Origin of the sequence: Candidatus Nitrospira allomarina, from assembly GCF_032050975.1 — a bacterium.
Classification (GTDB): domain Bacteria; phylum Nitrospirota; class Nitrospiria; order Nitrospirales; family UBA8639; genus Nitrospira_E; species Nitrospira_E allomarina.
This window is the reverse complement of record NZ_CP116967.1, coordinates 1,262,211-1,287,463: the sequence shown is the minus strand read 5'-3', so window position 1 is coordinate 1,287,463 and position 25,253 is coordinate 1,262,211. Positions and strand designations below refer to the sequence as shown.

Below are 25,253 nucleotides of genomic sequence, written 5' to 3'. Positions count from 1 at the left end.
TTGGGGACATCTCGACTTGAGTGCCTGAGTCAAGATAAAAAACATACAGGGCTGACCGACGACCCAAACCCCAGTCACAGAGCGTCTAAGAAGGCAGGACCATGCAAGATCACCATGAAAAGATGAAAGAGGAGAAATGACCAATGCGAGTACTACTGGCCACTGATGGATCGGAACAATCCTCCCACGCCACAAAGGCTGTCATGAGCTTAACCTCAGTCAGGACCCTGACCATTCTGCATGTTATAGATCTCCCTCGGTTAACCTTTTCTATGCTCGGGCCTGAAATTGCCTTTGACCTGTCGAAAGTCGCAGAGGAAGCACTCCGCAAAGACGGGGAGCAGGCTTTAACACGCAGCAAGACTCTCCTCTCAGACAAGGTGAAGTCGCTGGAAACCCGATTGGAAGAAGGCTCACCGGCCGAGCTCATTTTATCGGTGGCCCAGGAGGAACATCCTGATCTCATTCTGATGGGCGCTCGTGGAAGGGGGCAGGTAGAGGAGCTTTTTCTGGGGAGTGTTTCGCAACGGGTTCTGACCCACGCAGTATGTCCAGTCCTGATCACCAACGGGCCATTAACGGAAATCAGGAAAATTCTGATTGCCATCCAAAGCTCCACTGATGTTGAAAAGGTGCGCCAGTTTTTAACCAAACACCCCTTTCAACCACAGACAGAGATCACCCTCTTGTCGGTGGTACCGCTTCCACGGTCCCTCTTTCGGGGAGGCGTCTCTGCACCGGAGGACAAAATCGAACAGGCCTTAAAGAGCACCGAAGCCTTCCTTGAGCAGGCCGTCAGTCAACTCAAGGGTTGTTACGATTCAGTCAAGGGATATGTGGGATTAGGAGCCCCGGCGAATACGATATTGGAACAGGCCTCAATCACAGAACCAGATCTCCTGGTGATGGGAATACACCATCCTTCAACGATCACTCGGTTTGTGTTGGGCACCGTGTCCCATACCGTGCTCCACCAGACAACGCGATCCATTCTCGTGATTCGGTAAACAGGACGGGCTGCGCTCGGCGTTAGCGTTCTTTGGCTTTTACTCCTGGATGATAGGTGGAATAGACATACACGGAAATGGGTAAATCTCCGAGATGCTTTTCAATTAATGGTTTCACATCCTTCCAATCCAATCCCCCCACTCCGGTCGCAAGCCGTGGTAACGCCACACTGCTGAACTTTTCGGATTCAATCATTTTCCGAAGCGCTTTCAAACAATGATTGATATTTTCAACCGATGCTTTTCCCGGATTGGCCCCGTGACTCGGTGGAGCTTCCTGTGTCAAGAGATTGATAATCCGCACGTTTCCGGCCCCGGCCCAACTCCATAATTCACCGGACTTCGGATTGGAAACCTGGCAATAATGACGAAAGTCTTTGTACATCGCGGGCCACCGCTCCCGTAACGCGAGCGCCAATCCATTTGCGAAATTGTCATGTGGGGCTACACCATGGGCAACAGCCACGGCCTCACTTAATAGAATGTCACCTTCCACTTCATCAATCATGCGCTTCTCTCCTTGTCAGATATCCCCCTTTGTCTGGTAAAAGAGAAATAACCATAGCACAAGGCGCTCAGACGATTCATGCCGGCCTTTCTCGCATGATCATTTAAGACGACTCTCGCCCCTACCGAAATACATAAAAGAGCGATCGAGATATCCGTCCCTCTTCAACAGGTCCTTCTAGAAATGAGAAATCCAGTACCAGCCTCCGGCTGGCTCAAGGGCCAACGCTCAAAAGGGATATCCCTGGCCGACCGGCTCCGATCGGGCTATCATCGATTCTGGTATGAAGCCTCGCAAGCTCTGCGATGGTCTCGTGGACCATTCCGCGAAGGTCTCAAAGGGCCATTGACCAATCTGACATCGATCCAAGAACATAGAATCGACCAGCTGGCGAAGTCATATCGTTCGCGCTTCGAAATATCGCTTACTCCCGAAACTGCTCTTCTGAATTATTCATATTTGGACATTTTGGATCGTGCCAGACATGCTCTTGGTTGGCCTGTTCCCCTCAATCAACGGGTCTGTGATCTCGGGAGTGCCAATTTCGCTTATGCTGCGGCCCTACACACATTCTTCCATCCCAACCGCCTGACCGGCGTCGAGATAGATGGGCATCGTCTGTATTGTAACGGGCGAAGCCGCATCGATTATGCCAGGGGCCACATTCAAGATTTGTCGCAAACCCAGTATGTGGTTGCAGACTTTCGCCAGTTCACCGGACAGGCCGATATTATTACGGCCTGGTATCCCTTCGTCACCCCCCAACCCCTACTGGCCTGGCGATTACCGCTTAGCTTATTCAATCCGAGCGCTATATTCGCCCGAGTGGCCAATAATCTCGTTTTTGGCGGAACCTTCGTCATGATCAATCATAGTACCGCCGAAGCAGAGGTGGCGGGAGGCATCGCGGAAGACATCGGCCTCGTTTGTGTCGGCCACTATCTTCACCAAGCTCCCCTCCGTCCGCGAACGGCAGACCCGGTGTTAACCATCTGGCATCATGGGTAATGGGAATTAACTGGTTGGTGCTTGTTTGTCACAGGGAACGATCTCCGACTCCATCTCACGATTTTCAATCTCTCGTGACCCCTACAAGACCAAATTGCCAAAGGCTCTACTAAGACTCCCCACTAATAGAAACTATCATACCGTCCTCCACTCAACTATAATGCCGCAAAATTTGTTTGGCGCTTAAGGCCGGATCCCGGAAGGGCACTTCGATTCTCACGTTCGTCCACTTGGAGAAAATCCTTGCAGAACGTAAAGAGAAGAGACCGCAGCCTCCAACATCCACAATCGAGGATGTGGGCCCTGTCCCTTCTCCTAATTGTCGCGACGTTCTATGTAGACCTTCACATACCCTTAGGAGTTGCCTGTGCCATACCGTATATCTTAGCCGTCTTGATCGGGTCTTTTCTGCATCCCGCATGGGCTATGCCCGCAATAGTCCTTGTGTGTTCTATCTTGACCATTGTCGGGATTTTTCACTCACCCGAACCATTGGTTGTCCCAATTTGGAAAGTTTTTACGAATCGTGGATTAGCGCTTTTTGCAATGTGGATCATTGCCATACTGTTGTATCATCGCAATGCGCTCATCGCCCGAAGAGAAGAGACCCTCACACGAATCCAATTGCTGGAAGGACTTTTACCTATCTGCGCGGATTGCAAAAAAATTCGTGATGAGAGGGAGACCTGGCACCAACTGGAAACCTATTTTACCGCTCACTCCAATATGACCTTTACCCATGGCATTTGCCCGGAATGTGAGAAACAAGCCGTGGCAAATTTTAAACGTGAACAAATAGTTCAATAATGTTTCATATTTTGTTGAGAAAGAAGATGAGAACAGGACAGGACAATAAGGAGTACCTGCGCGCGGCGGTCCAGGGAAAATTCCTCACACTCCCCGCATAAAATCCTTTACGGGTTAGCTAAAGTCGGGAGAGCAAGCCCACGCAGAACCGGGACAGGAGGACGGTTGAATATGTTCTCAGGCCATTTGAAAATTTTTCGATCCAATCAAGCCAATTGTTGATGTGAGAAGATGCCGATTGACACAACCTTTATAATCGATGGCTAAAAAGGGGGCCAATCAAGGAATGACTCAAAACCGAAAACCCAGGAACGGAGTGAAATCTTCAAAAATGGGTTCCATTACTTGCGAAATACACTTAGTCTTTTGATTGAATCAAAACTCCCTTTCGTGCTGTTCCACCACCTGTCTCAATATTTAAAAATGTGACGCCGGATCGTAACCCTTCCGGTACGACCACTTCCACGCGTTCATCATCCACAAACGAAAATGCCTTGGCCGGGACAGAACCAAAAGTCACACCGTGCAAACACTCCTTTTTCTTTCCGAAATACTTTCCCTCTACCACAACGCTATCACCGGTTTTCATTTCGTCCGGTTTTACATGATCAATTTGAGGACGGACGCTGGAATCACAGATGGGATCATTTTTGACCTTTTGCTCATCAAACCCCTTAATCGATTCCGGAATCACAAAACCACCTGATTCTTCCACAGATTGACCAGGTACCCCTTGTCCCCAGGAACCATCCACCCCGATCAGGCCAAACGCTAAAAAGACAAGGGGTCCAAATAGGTAGGAAATCCTCACCAACATGAGAAACCTCACAAGTTTAAGTGTTAGGAAAGTGTCTCTTATCCCAATTCCTGAATCAGAGCACGCATTTCCGGAACGAGATCCCCACCCCCGCTGGACCGGCCTGACAAAGCCGCATCGATACCAGCCACCAGCACAGTCTTGGCCTCCTCATGACGCTTCAGTCCAGCCAATGCCCGCCCTAAAGCCAAATGGGAGGCGACATGAATGGGATCCAATGTGACAGCAACACGCAAGTGCTCCACCGCTTCTTCAAGATGCTCCCCTTCCTTCAGTAGCTTGTCTCCAAGCCCATATCGTCCTAAAAACCCATCGGGTTTTTTCGCCACCATTTGGCGAAATATGTCAATATCCATACTTTGACCACCCTCTCCAAGAGAATTAATGTAGGATCCCATCATACCATCTCCCTCAAGGGATCAGCCAGACACAAGCCACATGCAATGCACACCCTCACATTTTTGTGAAAAGACGAGAGGAAAAGATTGGCCACACGAACCGTAACCCATCCCCACTTAGACAAATTCACGAACTGAAAAAGCAATAATCCATTCCTGTCATCTGAATTCATCAAAGCCCTTTTCATAATTTGGTGCCTATTGATCTGTATATTCCTATACAGCCGGAAAAGATTAGAAGGATAGACTCTTTTCCCAAGCTACTAGGAGCTGGCGTTCGCTTTGGTGAGGGTATGGACAGCGAAGGGGTGGCGATGGAGGTGGGTTAACCTTTTCAGAATGCCTGCCAAACCGTTCATGACATCTGCATTTTAATTGACCAGAACGACCCACATAAACCCCTGAGTGAAATGGACGATGCATGGGGAACGAACAGAAGACACCACAACGAACCCGGAGATGGCTGGTGATTATCAAAACCTGCCAAATGTAATTTTTTTTGTAAATCCTGCAGTTTCACGCCCTGGCAAACACATATGGTTAGCTTAAGGGAAAATTTCCTCCCCATTTCCTTCATCCCGGTTCACATATCCTGAAGATTTCCCTGAAAACCCATAGATTTTTGCAAGACTTTTCCTACGAGAGAACTCAGCTCAGGAAGATCATGCGGCTTTTTCAGCACTGCCTCGAATCCGGACTCTAACGCCTGCCTACGAATCTCCTGATTGGGACTGCCTGTCACCAAGACAAATGGGGGGCAACACCCATTACCCACATATTCAAGGTTTCTCCGTAACTGAATGCCATTCATCGCAGGCATTTGGAAATCCGTCAGGACGAGGTCATAGTGACTCATTTGAATATGGGTAAATGCCCAAGCCACATCTGAAACTTGACTGCATAGATACCCTTCGAGTTCCAAGTATGATTGATAAAGGTCCAAAAGTTGGCGGTCATCATCAATAAGCAGAATTCTTTTAGTGTGGCCTCCTGACCCAGTGCTGAGAAAATTCTTCTGCCGATTCTCACCTGGCAACATTTCCAGGGAGTAGGCTTCAAGCATAATGGCTCTCATCAGGTGAAGGAAATTTTCCCAAGCATCATATGTTTTTCCATCCATGCTTTCCCCACCCAATTCCATCAGCACATGTAAGAGCGCATATACGACAGGAGGATAGTGCTTGCTTTTAATACCATATTTCCTATGCCGTTCCCCCAATTGAACGAGGGATGAACGTAATTCCTCAGAGTTTTCCATGTGCATGACCAGGGTGCGGAATCCGCTTAGAAACGCCGCATATTGTTGGGCTAACTGGGCCTGAGAGAAAAAGGTCTGAAACTCCGGAAATTTATCAAACAACACATGATAAAATCGGAAAACGATCTGCTCTCCGTGAGAGGCCACGACCTCAAAACTTTCCTGAATTCGTGATATATCAGGAGTGGGAATTCCCCGAGAAATATTCAATTTACCATTCTTCATGGCTTCCTTTCTGAGGATAAAAATCCTTCCTGGGTTGACAGATTTCTAATAAAAGAGTCGGAGACATTTATCGGTCAATATGTCTGGAGCGATCGGCTTGATGAGATAGTCCATCGCTCCCTTAATAATGGCAAGCTGCATTTCCGATCGGTGTTCAGAGGGTGACATCACGATCACCGGCGGAAGCGTTGAGGACTGCGCTAATTGTTCCAGCATAAGCAGGCCTCCCATGACCGGCATGCATAAATCGAGAAGTACCCCATTGACCGTGTGATGTTGAAGAGCCTCAACCCCTTCCTTCCCATTGGCAGCAGTAAGAACCTCAAAGCCCAGGGCATTCAGACGATCTCTCAAAAACAGGAGGACGTCCGCATCATCGTCGACAATGAGAATGCGCTTTTGACTTTTCATCGGTCGTCAACCGTCATCTTATGGAGAGGTCCTCCCATCCATGACGATCCATAGAATGGATGAACGAATGAATATGGAATACCTACCCACCCCCATCTCACTCCCTAGACTCCCTGACATCGACATCAGTGACCGTGAAGTGTTCGTGTATCGTACCTTGGCTTATAACCGTGTGATGGGGAAGAACAATAATTTCACCCCTCATGATGGGATGAAGCACGCAATAATAAGGATACCGACCGGGAGGCAGTGAAGGGATCGTGAATTCCTGCCCGGGTTGAACGCCACCCGTATCAAATGCGCAAGGCCCACCTGTTCGACAACCATCGTGTGTGACGCTATGCGGTGATGAAGTCGGATTCACAACATGAATCGAGACTCCATCGGGGACAATTGCCAAAGCCGGTCTATAATAGGGTGCCCAATAATCCATTGAGACCCTCACATCCGAAGACTGGGTGGAGGCCAAGGAAGGGCCACAGATTGATAGAAATAAAAGGAAAATTCCTAACCCAGTCAGAGCGGGAGAGGCCGTTGTCCAATTCAAATTTTTCATCTGTTCACCTCCCGATTCCTTCTTCTTCCAAGCGGTTGTAGTGGTTTATCTAGATGGTAATTATCAAACCCATAAAGAATCTATTTGATTTGTGTCCCGTTCAAATAAAGATTTCATAAAGATTCCTGATAGCGCCATTTCCTGATTCCTGTTTAGATCAACACGGTGTTGGGCAGGGACGAATGCCATGGAATGAAGAAGAACGGATTGAGCCACTCACCAGCCCACGAGCGAGTAAAGAGGCCATACACTCTATCCGGATGAGCATGGCAGGGCCTGCCGACGCGGTTTTGGAAGGACGTTGCGCTGGAAGAAATTTAATCCAAGGGGGCCTAAGAAATTACACGAGAGACCACAAGGAGAGGGAAGGATTACAGCAACTGGGAAGGCAACAGGCAATGATTGATAAGGAACACCTCACATGCAAACGGTCAATCAGGAAAGGCTTTCATTTTCCTCAAAATCGGTGGCAAATCGATAGCCGACTCCAGGATCGGTGAGAATATACTGAGGTCTTGCCGTGTTTTTTTCCAATTTTTTCCTTAAATTTCCAATAAAGACACGTAAATATTGAGCCTGCTCGCTATATCCCGCACCCCAAATGGCCCGGAGAATGGTTCCATGCGTCAAAACTTTTCCGGAATTCTGAATGAGGTATTTCAACAGATCATATTCCGTCGGGGTTAATTTCACCGCCTGGTTCCGAATGCAGACATTTCGACTCTCGAAGTCAACCTGTAAATTTCCAAATGTGAACACGGGATCGGTGCCGTAAATTGAGGAGGTCCTCCGCAGGACTGAGCGGATTCTCGCCGTCAGTTCTTCCATGCTAAACGGTTTGGTAACATAGTCATCTGCCCCGATTTCGAGAGCTTCAATTTTTTTCGCTTCCTCTCCAATTGCGGAAAGGATAATGATTGGAATCTGGTAGGTTTCACGAATTTGACGGGTCAGGTCAATGCCATCCATTCCGGGAAGCAGTAAATCCACGAGGGCCAGGTCCGGAAGGCGGTGGCTCATAATTTGGAGGGCCTCTTCTCCGGTGTCAGCCGTCAGGACTTCATATCCTTTTGCCTCAAGATTGATCTGTAGGGAACGACGTATTTGCCGCTCATCATCAACAGCTAATATTCGAGATCCATGCGCCATGGGTAAACCGTTTACTCCTCTTCCCGGTCAAAATCTATCATAGGGGGTGTATCAGGAGTCGGCAACGTAAAGCTAATCGTCACGATTCGATTCTGTGATTCGGCCCAAATTCGACCACCATGGGCTTCGACCATACCTTTACAGATCGCCAATCCGAGACCGGTACCACGAATGAGTCGTGTCCGCGGACCCTTTAACCGGTAGAATCGGTTGAAAATACTTACCAACTCTTCCTGAGGGATTCCTTCTCCATCGCTGGAGACTCTTACCTCCACCTGGTTAGGCGTCATGCGGCCAACAATGCTGACCAAGGAGCCTGGGGGAGAATATTTAATGGCATTATCCAACAGGTTGATCAGAACTTGCTGAATTTCCATCCCATCCACAAAAATAGGGGAAATTTTCTCCCCCAGGTTCACTTGCAAAGATCGGCCTTTTAAAGACATTTCCAACCGTCTGATTGCGCCTTCGACCAGATCTTCCAATAAATGCCATTCACGATGAGGAACCAGGGTTCCCGCTTCAACCTTTGACATGTCCAGAAGATTATCAACCAATCCATTTAAAAAATCGATTTCCTGATTGATACCCTGGAGAAATTCCTGCTGCACCTTGGACGCATCCTGTCTGGAAAGTTCAATCAACCCGGCTATGGAGGCCTTGATGGCAGTAAGTGGAGTCCGTAGTTCGTGGGAAACCAAAGACAGCAGAGCGGTTTTCAGGGCATCGCTTTGGCGAAAGGCCTCAACTTTTGCGGCTTCACTTTTTCGTAAATTTTCCTCTACCCGTTGCCGTTCGAACCCATTCACGAATATTTCTCCGGCCATTTGGAGGAGCCTGATGTCTTCTTCAGACCAGGTCTTTTCTTGCATCACTGAATCAAATCCGAGAAACCCGAACAACTTGCCGCGCAAGGTCATGGGCACAATCACCAGCGATTGGATTTGCTGCATTTGAAATAGCTGCTTTTCGGCATTCGCCTCGAGCGGAAGATTTGCCACGCTTGAGATTTGATAAAACGGGCAGGAGATAAGACGTTCTGCAAACCAGGGTATGTCCTGCATTCGAAGGCCCTGAAGTCTTGATAGCTGGGCCTCAATACCGGTCTGACACCATTCATGGGTATTATTCATGGTCGTACCGTCATCCTCAAATATAAACACATAACTTCGATCCACCCCACCAAACGTTCCGATGGCTTCCAGCGCCCGATTTATCTCCGCATCCAAATCTTTTGCTTCAAGACTGATGAATTGGGTTGAAAGATTTGTCATGAGATTTTCAATTTCGATTCGATAGCGTAGAGCCGTTTCTATCCTGGAACGTTCCTGGATTTCATGTTCAAGTTCCTGATTGGCCAGTTTGACCTGTCTCGTTATCAGAATTCCGAAAATTATCACTACGGTACCGATCAACGATTCCCAAACGATCATGTTCGAGATCTTTTCCCGGGAATTTCTGCTGTATAACTTGACCGCCTTGTTGGCAAGTTCGATTAACCGGGCATTTGAAGCCAGGAGCCCGTCTAACCCCAAAGAATATCCGGGATGATCGGATGGCGTTTTCAAAAAGGTGTCGGCCCGCTGCATAAATTCGGTCATGAGTGTTTGTTGCGCACCTAATGCCAATTGTATGTCCCGGGTTGGAGGGGGAAGAAGGACCGCCGTATCCCCACTTTCCTGATTTATCACAACCTGTCCACCGAGGAGTAAGGCATCCAGATTTTGATTCAGGATCTTTTTGGTGAACCCGTAATCAGCAGGAATCCCTTGCGAAATCAATAAAATTTCATTCATGAGTCGTTGAGACAACATCCGCTGTTGTCCCGCCAGATCTACCATCACACTGTCGAGCTTTTGATTCTGAATTGTGGTGATTGTATAGAGCAGGATGCCGAACAAGGCTAAAATAAACACGGTGGAGAGAATCAATAACGCTCGCCCGATTGATCCTGTTCCTAGCCATGCACGTTTGGGTGGCTTCACGACTTTCCATCCTTTAATGTAGACCCTGGTCGCTCAGTCCCTACAATAAAGGAATTTCCTGACTTTCTCATCCTACCCTAAATTCTTCGATATTTTTCCAAACTCATGGCTTACGGATATGTGAGGTGCCAGTAACCTCAGGAGGCTTACGAAAAAGTTTCGCTCCGACTCGATATTTTTGATCACACGATCTATACTGTGCCCCAGTAACGAATCATTCAAGTCCCTACCCTCTTCATTCTTCATTTCGCTTAATGTCAGTCCAAGACCTCATACGATTCCAGCTATTGCTCTATATCGCTGAAATTCCACAGGCCTTTCCCTTCACGGTTGTCTTCTTTCTTGGAGAAATTCATGAATAAACAATCTCAAATGCACTTAGACAGACAGAAGGTAAGCGACGCTCTCATTGTCCTTGAAGGCTCTGCGTCCCGGTCCGGGAAATCGCCTCTCCCATCTGATTTAAGAAAAACGGGTCTTCACCCGGACAATTGGTATCCGCTCGCACGCTCCAGAGATCTGAAAAAAGGGAAAATGCTTGGGGTGTCCTTTGCCGGCAATCCCATCGTGTTAGTCAGAACCGAAAACGGCATCGTCTATGCGCTCGAAGACCGATGCGCCCATCGGCAGGTACCGCTCCATTGCGGGGTGGTGCATGGGGAATATGTCCAGTGTGGGTATCATTCCTGGACATTTGACCAGACAGGGCGATGCATGGGTGTACCATATTTAGAAAAAAACCAACCACGACCAGCAGGAGTCAGGAGCTTTCCCTGTCGTGAAGCCTATGGGCTGGTGTTTGTGTTTCCGGGAACAGTAAGCCGGGTGAATGAGGTCGGGTTCCCGGATGTATCCTTAGCAGATGATCCACAATATAAAACTCGATACCTTGACCGTCAGGTAGGCTGCCATTACTCATTCATGCATGAAAACCTTATGGATATGAACCATCAATTTTTGCATCGTCGACTCATGGGCGGGATCCGAACGGTCTTTCTGGAACTTCGGGAGCGGCCGCATGCCGTGGAAGTCGATTACACCTTCTCTCGAATCAAAGGCGCACAACCACTCGGGGAGAAACTCATTCTAGGGAGAACCAAGGCATCAGCAGATGGGCCAAAGCATGATCTGATGACCATCTGTACCAACTACCCCTATCAAACGCTCCAGTTTTGGACAGCCGGAAGTATTCACCCTGCGTTAAATCTCTGGAATGTGTACGTTCCCGTTGATCCTGCACAACGAATCAATCACACTTTTGGATTGATGATGGTCCGGAAACCTTCAATTCCCGGTCTCATCCACCTCTTGTGGCCGTTTATTGTATGGTTTACCAATGGAATTTTTGCACAAGATCGGTGGATTGTAGAGGAAGAACAGAAAGCCTATGATCGCCAGGGTGCCGACTGGAACCAGGAGGTTTTTCCGGTAATTCAGAGCTTAAGAAGTTTGTTAGGTCGCGAGGGCATTGCCATGTGAGAACTTTCCCCCGTCATGCTGAAAAGGGTTTACAAGCCGGCAGCCGGATTGCCCCTGTGTGCCCTCGGTTTTGGTACCTTGATCAGACCATATGGTACCGAAAAGAGGACGGAGCCTCATTCTTTTGCAGGATCCTGCGACAGGCTTCCTTGAGAGATTTCAGATGAACCGGTTTCAAAAAAAACCCTTGAGCCCCCTCCTGTAGCAGTTGCCGGAGGGCTCGTTCGTCCGACGCGCCAGACATCATCATCACAGGCATTTGATGTCCCAACCATCGTAATTCATCCAACATGGTCCTCCCATCCATAATGGGCATATCCATATCCAATAGAATGCCATTCACTGTTTGACGGCTTGCCACAGCCAGACCTTCCCATCCATTTCTCGCAACGAGGACCTTATATCCCCATTCCTTGAGCGTCTGACTTAACAGCCTGCCCACAGAAGGATCATCATCGACCACCAACAGACATGGACGGACTTCCTGGGTCTCGGTTTCATCAGAAGGCACACTCCCGGATGCTGTGTTGAGTGCCTGAAGGGTTTGCAAACAAGAGGGACAATAGGTATGCACAAGATCGATCTCAGAGAATTTGAGATGGTCCATCGACAAGAAGGACGCTAATGTCTGCCTTCCTTTCGCACCAGCCGGTACGACAAAGGGACCCGGCAGGCGTTCACACCATGCGCACGAAGAAACGAATCGGGAGGGAGTCGAAGTTGGGAGACAATGCCGTAACACATTGGCCTTGGAGATGACTCCGACAAGAATCTGATCACACACCACAGGCATTCTCTGGATGTGTCTTTGGGTCATCAGATTCAACACGGTATCAAGCGTTTCACTCTCATGCACATAAACGGGCGAAGTTATGGTGTCTTCGACTCTAAGCTCATCCAGCGAATCCAAGCGTGAAACGGCCTCGAACAGCCGGAGATCCGACACGACTCCAAGAATTTTGCGGGTGGAATCAACTACCGGCCATCCACAATATTGACCGGAGAGGAATTGTAAGGCCAGATCGTTCTCGAATTTCCCACTTCTAAGTGGTAAGGCTTTTGGGTCCATTAAGTCTTTTGCCAATGGAGGCGATGAAGGCAGGTGGTTCATGAGAGGGCCTCTCTTTCAAACCGGTTTTAAACAGAAAACCATTGGGTGAAGGGGGGTGGGGGATGAACCGATCAATGATGATCGGACTAACTATAAAGAACTAGACGAAAGCAAAATAGAACTATAATTAAATTACAGCAATATACAGGCCAAAAAATATTAGAAGAGCCATCTATCAAAAAACGCTTTTATTTCATATGGTTTAGGAGAGCCTGGATACCTGCCAATAGATTCCATAAAGGTTGGACGTATCAACATAAACAATATCATTAGGGTAAATCATACAATCTGAGGGTGGAACAATTCCATGGACTGAACGTTAAAACCTCATCAAACATCCAGGACAGGTAACGGTTTGAGCCATAAGACCTTACCTTTGGCACCCACTTAACCCCCATGGGTGCCAACTCTCAGAGTGTATGCAAGTTACGTCTCCCCACATTAAAGGCAGCAATGGAATGGGTAGCCCGCGCTACCGAGACTCTTTTATTTATCATTCGAGCCAGGGGGAAGATAAGAAGCGGTATAGGCCTCAACTCTTAAATACTTGTCTGCAAGTTTGTTGGAGAGATTGAAGATGAGGCGGTTTCAAAAAGAAGCCTTGGGCTCCTTCCATCAACAGTTGACGGTGAACCTTTTCGTCCGACTCGTTTGACATCATCAGCACAGGAATCTGATATCCCAACCATCGCAATTCACGAAGCATGGTCCGCCCGTCCATGATAGGCATATCCATATCCACAAGCATTCCATCCACCGGTCGGCGACCCACCAGAACCAAGGCTTCCCATCCATTTCTTGCCGCTACGACTTGGTATCCCCATTCCCCTAGTGGTTCTTTTAACATTCCCGTCGCAGAATCATTACTCACAATCATTAAACATGGACAATTCTCATTGGTATTCCATTGAGATTTAAACTTCCTGGAAGACGCGATCTCCGATGTATTCAGAGGAGAGGCCAGTGTAGGACAAAAGGAGAATTGTTCCATGAGTAGCCCGCCTTTCCAAACGGTTTCGAAATTAAAACCGGCACATATTAATGTATTAATAAGGGTAATATTCAGAAATGGGTACTCTATAAAACCCTAGTTTTATCCAAATTATCTTCAATGCCATCAATTCTTTTAAAAAACCTTAAGGGCAGCGTTGTAGATCTAGTCAATTTGAGGGGTAATATTATCCTGGTGAGCAAAGCAAAAACCTATTTTTTACAATTTAAGTCTTTTAACCGTGGACATCCACCATCTCTGCTTCGGCTCCATTTGAAGGGTCTCTGGACTGCCAAAACTGTCTGCCGGTTTTGGACTGAAAACTGGATTGGGAATTAGCATGGTTTTTTAATTTTGGTTGCGTCAGCCTGCTCTTGTTCCTCGGATTCGCTGAATCGGGTTGGAGTGCGACGATTGTCGGAGGGGATGTGTTGTTCACTGGTCGGGCAAAGGCAATATGTTCGAAATGGAAGACTACCGGAAATTTTTCCATGGAGAGGTAAACGGCATACTTGAAGAGCGCCCTCCTTTGCGGAAATCGCCAGGGCTCTTTAATCGGGCACAGATCCGTTGCCAGGTTTGCCATAAACTCTAGCCTTCTCTCATCAAATTGCATGTTTTTCAAATTTTAAATCGTGCAAATTCCTGTTGAGTCGATTCTGCCAGGTCCTAGATCCGCTCTCGATAAGATGAACGCCAGTGCTACCCATGATAGAGTGAGGAGAAATTTTGTACACCGAAGTTATTGCTTCCGGGAAGCCATCAAGAAGAGAACACCATGCCCGCTGAGGCATCTTAAGAATCATGATGAAGTCGTTGAGGACGCGATGAGCAAAAAACCACAATTTCCTGACGAACAATCCAGTGACGGCGCTTTTACACGGCAAGGCGATGCGTTTCGGGAATGGGTGACTGATGATGGGAGTTCAAAATTTCCTGCGGCGCGTGGACGGTATCATCTGTATGCCTCTTGGGCATGTCCGTGGGCACATCGCACAATTATTGTGCGAAAGCTCAAGCGATTGGAAGACGTGATTGACATGACGGTGGTTGATCCTATCCGGGATGAGCGAGGTTGGGCCTTTCGAGACGGCCCTGGACATTCGACCGATCCTATCAATGGGTTTCAGTTTCTGAGTGAGGCGTATCGTTTGACCGATCCGGCCTATCGCGGACGCGTGACGGTGCCCGTATTATGGGATTCTGAAACCAAACGTATCGTGAGTAATTCCGATGACGACATCCTGCGGATGTTGAATTCGGCATTCAATCAGTTTACCACCAGTACGTTAGACCTTTATCCGGTTGATCTCCGGCAGGAGATTGACCAACTGAATAACGATATTTATGAACAGGTGAATGATGGGGTCTACCGCGCAGGATTTGCGACGTCTCAATCAGCCTATGAACAGGCTGTCCGGCGTCTTTTTGAGGCGTTGGATGGATTAGAATCGCGATTAAACATACAACGATTTCTCTTTGGCATGAAACCGGTGGAAACAGATTGGCGTCTGTTCGTGACGCTCATCAGATTTGACGCGGTGTACCACGGACATTTCAAATGTAATATCCGGCGCATTGTGGATTATCCCAATTTGTTTGGCTACCTCAAAGATCTCTATCAGTGGGACGACGTGGCGGAAACCGTCAATATGGATCACATCAAACGGCATTACTACATCACTCACGATGACATTAACCCCACGGGTATCGTTCCCCTCGGTCCAGAACAGGATCTTCGTTCTCCCCATGGCCGGGAACGTCTGTAAAATGCCAACCGTCAACCATGGCAAGTGATAGTGCGTCTCCTGGGAAATTCGCTGCCCAGGCAGTCCATGACCCCATTCCTGACTGGGGGCAAATTCAACAGCCCTTTCCATTTCTCCAAAAATACCGTCTGAATACCTGAAAAATACAAGTGAAGTCGCTAGAATAGGTCCCACATTTCCATCTTTCCACTAAAGAAATTGGACAGGAAGAAGGCAAAACGGGTAGGTCGTTGAATCTGGAGGAATCGTTATGACATTGATCGCACATAATAATGTCCCCCTTCCCTCGTTGATGTATGGCACGGCGTGGAAAGAAGGTGCTACGACCCATCTGGTGCAATTAGCGGTGGCGTCGGGATTCACGGCCATTGATACGGCCAACCAACTCATTCATTACCGGGAAGACCTGGTGGGGGAAGCTCTGCTGGTCCTCGACAAGCAAGGAGTGAAGCGGGAGGCCCTGTTTTTGCAAACGAAATTTACGCCGGTGAACGGACAGGACCATCGAACCCCCTATGATGCCTCAGCCGATCTCACCACTCAGGTGCAGCAATCATTTGCCAGTTCGCTGGCACACCTCCACACCGACTATGTGGACTCATATGTCTTGCACGGGCCGTATTCACGATTCGGTTTGGGAGAATCGGACCGGGAAGTGTGGGCGGCCATGGAGGAGCTCTATCAATCCGGGAAGACGAAAATGATTGGCATCAGCAATGTCACAGCCGGACAACTCACCCAACTGTGTTCGGAAGCGAAGATCAAACCCATGGTCGTACAGAACCGGTGTTATGCCTCCCAAGGATGGGATAGAGAAGTGAGGGGGATTTGTCAGACTCATGGCATCATTTACCAGGGCTTTTCACTCCTTACGGCCAACAGGGACGTGATGGGCGATCCCGACATACGGGCCATCGCCAAACGGTTAGGGACAAGTCCGGCGCAAGTGGTCTTTCGCTTTGCCATGCAGATCGGGATGCTCCCGTTGACCGGAACGACCAGCGACCAACATATGAAAGATGATCTCCAGGCCGGACAATTGGCGTTATTGCCTGAAGAAATCGAACTTCTTGACACCATTGCCGATTGACCAGACCACTCCTTCCCGAGGGGGAGATGTGGACCACCCTTTTCCTGGATTATCCCGGCCACATTTGACGCCTGATCGTATCGACCTGTCGGATTCGGGCCGCAGGCTTCAGAACTGCCTGCTTCCGGTTATTCTCCTCATCATTCTTCTTCCCTTCTCTGCCGGAGAAGGCAGCGCGATCCCCGAGCTGATGTTGGCTGACGTCTATCGGCAGGGTCTTGATCTCAGCCAATACCGGGTCAGCGAAAAACTTGACGGCGTCCGCGCTCGTTGGGATGGGACACATTTGATTTCGCGAGGAGGCAAGGTGTTTGCGGCACCGGAATGGTTTATCACAGGATTGCCAGCCATGCCCTTGGACGGAGAGTTGTGGGTGGGGCGAGGTCGATATGAAGAGGTATCGTCGATTGTCCGGACACAACACCCCCATGATGGGTGGGGACATGTGCGTTACATGATCTTTGATCTCCCGACACACGGCGGAACCTTTGCCCAACGGGTGATCGCGATGAATGGCTTGCAGACGGAAAGCGCCTCTCCCTATTTAGGGATCATTGAACAACAGCGGGTCGGGAGCGAAGAGGACTTGTTGAAATGGTTGCACAGAGTGATCGATGAAGGCGGTGAGGGGTTGATGCTGCACAGGGACACCGCGTTATATGCCAGTGGCCGTAGTCAGGATTTGCTGAAGTTAAAATTATTTACTGATGCCGAGGCCACAGTCATCGGGTATCGACCAGGCAAAGGTCAGTTTGTCGGTCTGATTGGTTCACTCGAGGTGCGCTCGGATAATGGGATTATCTTCTTTATCGGAAGCGGGCTCAGTCATGAGCAGCGGCGTCGCCCGCCACCGTTACAAAGCCGGATCACGTTTCGGCATCAGGGATTGACCGGAAACGGCATCCCTCGCTTTCCGGTTTTTGTACGAATCCGCGATGAGGAACCCCGTTAACCAGAGGTTGTGCCCACGGGGGTAAAAGATATCCATGGCCTGGCTCCGTTCGGCAAGGCTGTCTTCTTACCCGCCAAACCCCGGCACGCCAAGACGTGCCTCTCCGCGGGCAAAGCCGCAAGCGGCGAAGAGGGCGAGGCGCAAAGGGGAGGGTACGTTGAGCCCCTCGAGTAACGAGAAGGCCGCTGGTGGACTTTTTCAACCGTTCAATTCAGTAACCTTCCCGCTTCACACAGCCATACCTTAACTTCACATTGGCCCGCCGACACGTCCTTCCCAGCAGCTGATGATGCCCAGGCGAATCGGTGACGGCAACAAGACTCAGGTGTCGGCAGAGCTGAATACTATAGTTCAGAGCTGCAGATGTTTTTATCAATCCAAATCCATACTCAAATGTCAGTTTCTCCTGTTCAGACAACCGCCTTCGGCTCATGACTTGAAGGTTTTCGACGGTATAAGACGCGAACTCTCTTTCCGGCTGTTGGAATGCCGCCAAAAGCGCAACGTCTGTCGGAACGGAACTTCGCCCTTGGCTATCCTGGGAGAACGCCACTAACCCTCTCTGAAACCGTCGATTATCCTTCAAGGCCTCATGAAAGATCGAGCGCCAAAGAGGATCGGCGAGATCATGATTGACCGCCGTAACCATCGTCGGACTCAGTGCCCCACTGACACCATGCCCTTGGATGATTCTACCTGTCTCTAATAGTTCCGGATAATAATCTCCCATCCGGTCTGGAAACCCTGTTGCCCCCATGAATGGGGTTAATTGCAAGGCCATAAAATCCAGAAAATGGACATGTGAATAGTTCTCCACAAGCTGATGGAGAGTCTTTTCGTGACACAAATGAAAGGGGTAATACAATGCATCCATCGGGGGAGAGCCTGGCAAAATTGTTTCAAGGAGCGTGGAGTAAGGTGAAACCGGCTCTCGTAACGAGTGTGGTATTAGGAAAAACAATCTCGTTGCGACCCGAGTTTTGAGAAAAGCTCCTGGCAGGCGGTTGAAAAATCAATAATTTTCTGAGGCATATCAGGATAAAAATTCTTAAATTTTCCATGAGCAAAGCAGGATGTTCAAACAGGCCCATCCAGTCCTGCCCTGAGGCCTCTCGAAGGGAACGCCGCAGCCGCTTGGACGGGCGGAGCGTACAAAAATAACCTGAGCACGGACAAGGGTCGACTGCCTGCATGAAGCCGCACCGGCGAAGCAGGAACGTCGCTGGCAGGCTTTTTCAACACCCTGCCAGCACTCAAGACATACCTTAACTTCCACCGGTGAAACAGATCTTACCGGAATTCGGCGCAACGTTGGACTCAACGGGAGGAATAAGAATGCCCGTAAAAGTCCTGTGACAATCCTTCTGACGGGTTAGACCAATATCAACGTGAGCATTTACCCGCCCACATGGGCCTGAAGAATTTTAGAACCGGCAATCATCGGATCAGCCGGAGCCAGCTCCAAGGCCTTTTTGAAATGGTTCGTCGCGTCGGCGTGGTTTCCCAACTTATCCAAGGCGAGCGCAAGATTGTAATGCGCTTCCGGAAGGTCAGCATTGGCGGCTATGGCTTTCGTAAAATGTTCTTGGGCCACGTCCCAATGCCCCTGTTGAAAATGGTTGACCCCTTCCTCATTTTCTGCTGCACCGGCAACTCCGGCAGTTACCATCAGGGCACCTTCAACCTGTGAAGTTTCCGCCATGCCCGGAGCCTCGGCCGGCGACATTGGCGTACTTTCCGCTTTGGGTTCCGGTTTCGTTTCTTTTCCGTATTCGCCGGAATCACATCCACTCAAAACCAACATCATGAGGAACAGTAATCCGAGACCGAAAGATCGCTGATTCATCGTATCCTCCTTATGAAATGGTGAGCGGCCCTCCAGCAGACCGCGAAACACTCCTGGGAAAGTAATACATTCACGATTTGGATTGAACAATGTCAATAGCGGCCAGATTGTTCACCCTCATGGTCGTCATGGCCCGAACGCCCATACACCAACACAAATACGGTTTACACAAAGACGTTTTCAAAAAACTTTCCCCAATGTCGGCGAACAATTCCCATCCTACGATCAGGATAAGTCTTGTCTGTTTTTCCGACAAACAGGCACGCCATTACAAGGTTTTGGCATTCCTTATCGGATTCTCTAAAAGGCCTTACGGTTGAAGCGAGAGGGTTGTGGTCATGGCTTTCTTCAGGTCAATTACGCTGATTGGGCTCCCTCTGTTTCTCATTATTTCCGCTTCCATTCTCGTTCCTACCTCGATCTGGTGTCCCAAACAATCTCCCACTCCTTTTACGCATTTCCCCCGAAAATGATCGTCCTACTTGACTCCCGGAATTTTGAAATTATTTTATAAGTAACATCGATGAATGTGTGACCTTCGAAGGTATCCCGACAAATTACCTAGCATTTGGAAGAATGAAGTAGGAGAAGTTCAAAGAGGAGGGGTAAACTATGGTCATTCGAAGATTTGAAAATTGGCCGTTTGATGGTTTTTCGGGCGGAGTTTCAGAGCTAGACCGGCTTCGACGAGATCTTGGTCACTTGTTCAATGGACTATCCAGGGTAAATGGTTGGGATTCTCCAGCGGGCGTCTATCCGCTTATGAATGTGTCACAGGATAGCGATAATGTATATGTTCGCTCGGAGGTTCCAGGCATGACGCTCGATAAATTGGAGGTGTCGGTCACAGGCCGGAATCTTACTGTCACAGGTGAGCGGGCGATTCCGGATGAGCAATCTAATGTGCGATATCATCGCCGAGAACGGGAATCTGGAAAAATCCGGCGACAGTTAACATTGCCCACTGATGTGGACAGTGAGCGAGTGCAAGCAAAATATCAACACGGTATTTTAATGGTGGTCTTGCCTAAAGCCGAAAAGGCTAAACCAAAAAAAATCGCCATTACAGGATAAAGATTGAAATTGAGGCGAGTAATGGGGAAGACCCCATTCAATACAAAGGAGGATGAACTTATGACAACACAAACGCAGGATATACAAGTGCGGGATAAGCGGGAAGTCAAATCGGATGCGGAACAAACAATCCCTGGTCGAGTGTTTTCACCCAATGTTGACATATTTGAAGACGATCAGGCCCTGACAATTGTGGCGGATATGCCCGGGGTGCCATCCGAAAATGTCTCAATTGATCTGCGTAACGATGTGCTTTCTTTGAGCGGTGTGCCGTCAGTTTCTGTTCCTGAGAAAGAGGAGCATGTTTTACGCGAGTACGAGACCGGGAAATATTTCCGCCAATTTACTCTTTCTGAAGTAATTGATCAGGAACACATTGAAGCCAAACTGAATAATGGAGTATTGCGAGTAACCCTGCCAAAGGTGGGGCCTGCAAAACCTCGCAAAATTCAAATCACTGAAGGGTAATCAGATCTCAACATTCGAGGGGGAGCCGTTCAAGTACGGCGGCTCCCCTTTTTTTGCGTGGGTGATCGCTCACCGGGGATGGACGATTTTGAGCCCTTTGATACGCTGCCAGGAGGTCCGCCTCAGGTCAGAAGTCTCTGCCAGAAGACTGAAGCCCATGGGTGAACCACTGGAGACCCCCGTTGGCCCAAGCCCGTCAACATGGTCATCTTAAATTAGTAATGGGAGAGCGTAAGTCCGCTTTGTCCCATTCCATCGTGAGCGACAATATAGACGGCATCTCCATCGTAGACTTTAGTCTCTTCACTGGCAATTCGTTTATTCACGGTTACCATGACTTTTTTTTCTTTTAACAACTGAAAGATTTCCCGAAGCGGTTTACCTTGTTTTCTGATCAGTTGCTTCACGGTGACGGAGTCAGCAATCTCGCATCCAAGGGCTCGCTCCCCATCAACAGTTTGCAAATCACCCATTAACGTAATCGTAACCATAATTTCCTTTTGTTCATTATCAATATTTCTCCAAGGATCTTCATGAGAGCCCGGAAACCTTTCATTCGGTGGTTGATCTGATGAGCCCCTAAGGCACGGTTGCAATAATTCGAGCCGGTCCTCCTGTGCCTCCATGAATCTTCATCGGGAGGGCCGTCATTCGAGCTCCTCTGGGTGGCAACAGTTCGAGGTGCGCCACATTCTCCAACGCATAGCGATTTGCTCGACCCAGAATTTGATGAACTGGAAAATCTCGTGACTGCCCGGCATCAATGCTGGCTGTATCTATTCCAATTCCTAAAATTTCTCTTTTCGTAAGCAGAAATGTGATGGCTTTGGCGGAAAACCCGGGGAAATGGAGCGTAGCGGGATCTTCCGGAGTGGAGCTACCAAGATATCGGACCTTGTCCGGCCAATACCGTCCAAACCCGGTCAAGAGTAACACGATGGCTTTGGGAGGGATTGGACCGTAAGAGATTTCCCATTGGGCAATATCGTCAACCTGTAAAGTATAATCCGGATTGGACTCCACCTGTGCTCGAATATCCAGCACGATCGCGTCACCTGTTAACTGGTCGACGGGGATTTCGTCCACACTCCATCCGGACTCTGCAAAATGAATTGGGGCATCGAGATGAGTGCCACCATGCTCTGAAGCGGAGTAGACTGCCGATGCATACCAATGCCCCTGCTTGCTGGGACCCCAATTCGTTTTCTTCCAGTGAAAGGACTCATTCGTTGGCCAATACACGGTATGCTCATCAAAGGGATAGGTCAGATCGACGATTGTTCCCGTAAGGGGTTGGCTCATGGTGCATCCCCCGAATGCGAGAACCATTAGCAAGACCCGGATCAACATGGGCTGAGACCTACGAGATTCAGAATAATGACCAACGGCAGCATAGGGAAAATCCTAACAAGTTGAGAAAGGGCACAGCAATGAAAGAAAGTCCCTGTGAATCAACAAACATCTTTGGGAAATGCCGTTGACGGCATATGTGGAATCAAAACTGAAAACATGGTACAAAATGCTATCTATCTCAAAAGGCCCATCACACATCATGTATAAAATAATTACAATTCTCATTCTTTTAGTGATCTTATTCTTTATGGTTCGTCGAGCTTTCCGTGAATGGAGTCAGCCCAAACTTGACCCCGCCACCCCAGGAAAAGATGTGATGATTCAAGACCCCGTCTGTAAGGTATACGTAGCTGCGGGCACAGCGATTGTACAGGAGCTCAAGGGAAAGAATTATTATTTCTGTAGCCAGGATTGCGCCAGGCATTTCAAGCTTGAGGACGTCACCTAAAGAAAGACCGGATTCGAAAACTGATGATAGACGATGGAAGGCAGGCGAATTAGGTCAGGGCTCCACCACACGATGAACCGGAACCTGCCGTACATCCCAGGCAATGGGGTCCGACCGCAATTGGTCGGTGTTTCAGTTCCGTCAAATTGAACCGGTCGATCCAGGCTTGAGATTCCGGCTGGATCGGCAGATCCAACATTTGATTAAAATCACAGTCATAGAGCCGCCCGTCCCATCCCACACTCAGCAGAGACCGACACATGAGCCCATTGATAGCCATTGGATTAAAATGATTCAACAAGAGCGTGTAGTAATGTTCAAGTTGTCCGGCCTCGTGTAATTCATCCCAGAAACGACTGATCGGCATATTGGTAATGGTATAGAGCCGGTTAAACCGAATCCCAAATCGCTGGCCCAATTCTCCTTTAAAGTCCTGTTCGAGTTCGATTTGAGGCGGCGGAAGGACCGGACCTAATGGGTTGTAGACCAGATCCAGCATGAGGCCGGTGCCGTCTGTTCCATATCCCAAGCCATTGAGAGTCTGCAGCGCGGTAATGCTCCGATTAAACACGCCTTTTCCCCGTTGCTGATCGACATTGTCGGCTTCATAACAGGGGAGGGAGGCGACAATGTCCACGTGATGGTCTGCAAGAAATTGAGGAAGATGCGCTTTCCCCTTGACATAGAACACCGTCAAATTACAGCGGTCGATCACCTTCCGGTTTCGGACCCGACATTGCTCAACCAGATACTCAAAATGGGGGTTCATTTCCGGCGCCCCACCGGTGATATCCACCGTCATAATCTGAGGGGTGCGATCGAGCACGTCCAGGATTTGATCGATAGTGGCTTTGCTCATGCTTTCCGTCCGGTGAGGCCCGGCATCGACATGGCAATGGTGACAGGTTTGGTTACAAACCTTCCCGACATTAACCTGAAGCGTGGAAATAGATTGGGCCTTGAGGGGCAGGGAATAATGGGGGGCCAGCGCTTTCTCAAACGACGGAACCATCCCAGAAGATTGATTCGGGGCAACCATGGGGAGAGCTGAAGTTTTCATCGTCTTGATGGCCGTAATTCTTCACACACCGAGAGGGTGATTTTCCGGATATTCCTAACAACACCCGGTGGATGGTCCACAAATGACGGGTTCGGAGTCCACGCCCTCTCTGGATCGATTAATGATCGCAAAATAGGGTTGATACGAAGTGGTCTGGAGGACGTTGTGTGTTTTAGAGCAAATTTCCACCGGCTCACCGCATCGATACGTATGGTCGTCATCATCACAGACCTCTAAGAACGGTCCGGTCAACACGGCAAATTGTCCTTCCCAAAGACACGGCGCATCTTCGGGATAGACCGCCAGCATTCGAGAATCTTGAACCGTCAGAGCCACCGGTTTCTCGTCAATAATGAATCGCTCATGATAAGGAGCTAATGCCAATAATTCGGCCGTTCGTTCATCGATTTGCTGAGGATTGCCTCGAGTAAATGTCGTACCCAGCTCATCCAGCACCTGGGAAAATGGCCCGGTAAGGGTTGCAAAGACGGACGACGGAGCGGTCGATGTGGAGGCCAGTTTATACCCCGTGAGTGTCACCGAGAGGAACTGGATGCCGTCAATCACTCTCCATGGAATACTATTGACCTGATGAAGCCCTTTAAATCCGGCGTCTCGAAGCCCGCCCCAATAGTCTTTGATCGTAAGGGCGCCGGACAAACAATCGCCCCATTTGGCCTTGTCATAGATTAAGTAATTCGGAATGGGTTGGTCGGCAACAATATCGGAAATGGTGAACCGTCCACCAGGTCGAAGCACGCGCAACATTTCCTGGAAGACCTTCCTCTTATCCGGAGCGAGATTAATGACACAATTCGAAATAATGAGATCCACCTGATCGTCTTCAACAGGCATGGCGTCGGCAAATCCCTTTCGAAAGTCCACATTCGGCTCCGGATAACCCAGATTGCTGGCAACGGTTGGGGCGTGCGTACGCGACAACGCCAACATTTCATCGGTCATATCAATGCCAATGACACGACCTCGGGGCCCGACTTTCCGGGACGCTTCAAAACAGTCGATCCCGCCTCCAGAACCAATGTCCAGGACGACTTCACCAGGTTGGACAGTTGATAGGCCAACCGGAGTTCCGCAGCCATACGACACATTTAAGACCGGTTCTGGTATAAATTGTCCCAAATCTTCATGGTTATACCCGGTCGGGCAACACAACTGTTCACCGTTGGTTACCGCTTTAGCGTATCGCTGGCTGACCGCCTGGGTGATAGAATGATTTTCCTCTTTTGTTTCATTGGTCATAGTACCCTCATGGAAATTTGAGAAACCCTGTTAGTTCCTTGCATCCTGTCATACTAAGACATAGGACAAGGAATCAATCCAAGATAACACTGTCTGGACATGCCTGGAAATGTTACACATTTTACCCCTAAAAGAGAACAGAGAGATGAAGTCAAGAAACCCAATTGTGAAAAAACCCGCCCTCCCTTGAGAAGAGCAAATCAGATGAGAGAGAATAGCGGAA

The 25,253-nt window shown here is 48.9% G+C and carries 26 protein-coding genes; 10 read left to right on the top strand and 16 right to left on the bottom strand.

Annotation, left to right across the window (positions count from 1 at the left end):
* Positions 1-143: 143 nt before the first annotated feature.
* A complete protein-coding gene (locus PP769_RS05615) occupies positions 144-1,007 on the top strand; it encodes a universal stress protein (protein ID WP_312645951.1) in 864 nt (287 codons plus the stop codon).
* A 22-nt stretch (positions 1,008-1,029) separates the two neighbouring features.
* Here the strand turns inward: PP769_RS05615 and PP769_RS05610 are convergent, their stop codons facing one another.
* Entirely contained in the window at positions 1,030-1,515 is a 486-nt protein-coding gene (locus PP769_RS05610) for a macro domain-containing protein (protein WP_312645949.1), read from the bottom strand.
* 183 nt (positions 1,516-1,698) lie between these two features.
* Between PP769_RS05610 and PP769_RS05605 the strand changes: the two genes are divergently transcribed.
* Together PP769_RS05605 and PP769_RS05600 are read left to right on the top strand one after the other, a co-directional pair.
* Positions 1,699-2,523 (top strand): class I SAM-dependent methyltransferase, encoded by an 825-nt coding sequence (locus PP769_RS05605; RefSeq protein ID WP_312645947.1) that lies wholly within the window; start codon positions 1,699-1,701, stop codon positions 2,521-2,523.
* Positions 2,524-2,766: 243 nt separating this feature from the next.
* Positions 2,767-3,330 (top strand): hypothetical protein, encoded by a 564-nt coding sequence (locus tag PP769_RS05600; protein ID WP_312645946.1) that lies wholly within the window; start codon positions 2,767-2,769, stop codon positions 3,328-3,330.
* Positions 3,331-3,688: 358 nt separating this feature from the next.
* Here PP769_RS05600 and PP769_RS05595 read toward each other — a convergent pair whose 3' ends face one another.
* The 7 genes from PP769_RS05595 to PP769_RS05565 form a co-directional block, all read right to left on the bottom strand.
* On the bottom strand, positions 3,689-4,147 hold the full coding sequence (locus tag PP769_RS05595) for a hypothetical protein (RefSeq protein WP_312645945.1): 459 nt from the start codon (positions 4,145-4,147) through the stop codon (positions 3,689-3,691).
* 38 nt (positions 4,148-4,185) lie between these two features.
* The gene (locus PP769_RS05590) at positions 4,186-4,548 is read right to left on the bottom strand and encodes a hypothetical protein (protein WP_312645944.1); all 363 of its coding nucleotides are present in this window, start codon (positions 4,546-4,548) and stop codon (positions 4,186-4,188) included.
* Between the two features lie 580 nt (positions 4,549-5,128).
* The gene (locus tag PP769_RS05585; protein ID WP_312645942.1) at positions 5,129-6,028 is read right to left on the bottom strand and encodes a response regulator; all 900 of its coding nucleotides are present in this window, start codon (positions 6,026-6,028) and stop codon (positions 5,129-5,131) included.
* Positions 6,029-6,073: 45 nt separating this feature from the next.
* A complete protein-coding gene (locus PP769_RS05580) occupies positions 6,074-6,439 on the bottom strand; it encodes a response regulator (protein ID WP_312645941.1) in 366 nt (121 codons plus the stop codon).
* A 97-nt stretch (positions 6,440-6,536) separates the two neighbouring features.
* Positions 6,537-6,995 (bottom strand): cupredoxin domain-containing protein, encoded by a 459-nt coding sequence (locus tag PP769_RS05575; RefSeq protein WP_312645940.1) that lies wholly within the window; start codon positions 6,993-6,995, stop codon positions 6,537-6,539.
* Positions 6,996-7,430: 435 nt separating this feature from the next.
* Positions 7,431-8,144 (bottom strand): response regulator transcription factor, encoded by a 714-nt coding sequence (locus tag PP769_RS05570; protein ID WP_312645939.1) that lies wholly within the window; start codon positions 8,142-8,144, stop codon positions 7,431-7,433.
* An 11-nt stretch (positions 8,145-8,155) separates the two neighbouring features.
* On the bottom strand, positions 8,156-10,129 hold the full coding sequence (locus PP769_RS05565) for an ATP-binding protein (protein ID WP_312645938.1): 1,974 nt from the start codon (positions 10,127-10,129) through the stop codon (positions 8,156-8,158).
* 354 nt (positions 10,130-10,483) lie between these two features.
* Here PP769_RS05565 and PP769_RS05560 point away from each other — a divergent pair, with 354 nt between their 5' ends.
* Entirely contained in the window at positions 10,484-11,608 is a 1,125-nt protein-coding gene (locus PP769_RS05560; RefSeq protein ID WP_312645937.1) for a Rieske 2Fe-2S domain-containing protein, read from the top strand.
* An 82-nt stretch (positions 11,609-11,690) separates the two neighbouring features.
* Here PP769_RS05560 and PP769_RS05555 read toward each other — a convergent pair whose 3' ends face one another.
* Positions 11,691-12,719: a response regulator gene (locus PP769_RS05555; protein WP_312645936.1), complete on the bottom strand. Its 1,029-nt coding sequence runs from the start codon at positions 12,717-12,719 to the stop codon at positions 11,691-11,693.
* Positions 12,720-13,251: 532 nt separating this feature from the next.
* On the bottom strand, positions 13,252-13,596 hold the full coding sequence (locus PP769_RS05550; protein ID WP_312645935.1) for a response regulator: 345 nt from the start codon (positions 13,594-13,596) through the stop codon (positions 13,252-13,254).
* A 941-nt stretch (positions 13,597-14,537) separates the two neighbouring features.
* Here PP769_RS05550 and PP769_RS05545 point away from each other — a divergent pair.
* The 3 genes from PP769_RS05545 to PP769_RS05535 all read left to right on the top strand — a co-directional run bounded on the left by PP769_RS05545 (position 14,538) and on the right by PP769_RS05535 (position 17,521).
* On the top strand, positions 14,538-15,479 hold the full coding sequence (locus PP769_RS05545) for a glutathione S-transferase family protein (protein ID WP_312645934.1): 942 nt from the start codon (positions 14,538-14,540) through the stop codon (positions 15,477-15,479).
* A gap of 250 nt (positions 15,480-15,729) precedes the next feature.
* Positions 15,730-16,569 (top strand): aldo/keto reductase family protein, encoded by an 840-nt coding sequence (locus PP769_RS05540; RefSeq protein ID WP_312645932.1) that lies wholly within the window; start codon positions 15,730-15,732, stop codon positions 16,567-16,569.
* A gap of 28 nt (positions 16,570-16,597) precedes the next feature.
* Positions 16,598-17,521 carry a DNA ligase gene (locus PP769_RS05535; protein ID WP_312645931.1) on the top strand — a complete coding sequence of 308 codons (924 nt, stop codon included), beginning with the start codon at positions 16,598-16,600 and terminating at the stop codon, positions 17,519-17,521.
* Positions 17,522-17,732: 211 nt separating this feature from the next.
* Here the strand turns inward: PP769_RS05535 and PP769_RS05530 are convergent, their stop codons facing one another.
* Positions 17,733-18,395, bottom strand: coding sequence for a hypothetical protein (locus tag PP769_RS05530; RefSeq protein WP_312645930.1), 663 nt, complete (start codon positions 18,393-18,395; stop codon positions 17,733-17,735).
* Between the two features lie 522 nt (positions 18,396-18,917).
* Positions 18,918-19,367: a tetratricopeptide repeat protein gene (locus PP769_RS05525; protein WP_312645929.1), complete on the bottom strand. Its 450-nt coding sequence runs from the start codon at positions 19,365-19,367 to the stop codon at positions 18,918-18,920.
* A 612-nt stretch (positions 19,368-19,979) separates the two neighbouring features.
* Here PP769_RS05525 and PP769_RS05520 point away from each other — a divergent pair.
* Positions 19,980-20,441: an Hsp20/alpha crystallin family protein gene (locus tag PP769_RS05520; RefSeq protein WP_312645928.1), complete on the top strand. Its 462-nt coding sequence runs from the start codon at positions 19,980-19,982 to the stop codon at positions 20,439-20,441.
* A 60-nt stretch (positions 20,442-20,501) separates the two neighbouring features.
* Positions 20,502-20,909: an Hsp20/alpha crystallin family protein gene (locus PP769_RS05515; RefSeq protein ID WP_312645926.1), complete on the top strand. Its 408-nt coding sequence runs from the start codon at positions 20,502-20,504 to the stop codon at positions 20,907-20,909.
* Positions 20,910-21,124: 215 nt separating this feature from the next.
* On the opposite strand, the gene PP769_RS05510 is transcribed toward PP769_RS05515, so the two are convergent.
* Entirely contained in the window at positions 21,125-21,400 is a 276-nt protein-coding gene (locus PP769_RS05510) for a MoaD/ThiS family protein (RefSeq protein ID WP_312645925.1), read from the bottom strand.
* A gap of 88 nt (positions 21,401-21,488) precedes the next feature.
* On the bottom strand, positions 21,489-22,211 hold the full coding sequence (locus tag PP769_RS05505; protein ID WP_312645924.1) for a cyclase family protein: 723 nt from the start codon (positions 22,209-22,211) through the stop codon (positions 21,489-21,491).
* 250 nt (positions 22,212-22,461) lie between these two features.
* On the opposite strand from PP769_RS05505, the gene PP769_RS05500 reads away from it, so the two are divergent.
* Positions 22,462-22,710: a YHS domain-containing protein gene (locus PP769_RS05500; RefSeq protein ID WP_312645923.1), complete on the top strand. Its 249-nt coding sequence runs from the start codon at positions 22,462-22,464 to the stop codon at positions 22,708-22,710.
* 49 nt (positions 22,711-22,759) lie between these two features.
* Here the strand turns inward: PP769_RS05500 and arsS are convergent, their stop codons facing one another.
* Together arsS and PP769_RS05490 are read right to left on the bottom strand one after the other, a co-directional pair.
* Complete coding sequence (gene arsS, locus PP769_RS05495; protein ID WP_312645922.1) at positions 22,760-23,770, bottom strand: arsenosugar biosynthesis radical SAM (seleno)protein ArsS; 1,011 nt, start codon at positions 23,768-23,770, stop codon at positions 22,760-22,762.
* 54 nt (positions 23,771-23,824) lie between these two features.
* Positions 23,825-25,030 carry a methyltransferase domain-containing protein gene (locus PP769_RS05490; protein WP_312645921.1) on the bottom strand — a complete coding sequence of 402 codons (1,206 nt, stop codon included), beginning with the start codon at positions 25,028-25,030 and terminating at the stop codon, positions 23,825-23,827.
* Between the last annotated feature and the right edge of the window lie 223 nt (positions 25,031-25,253).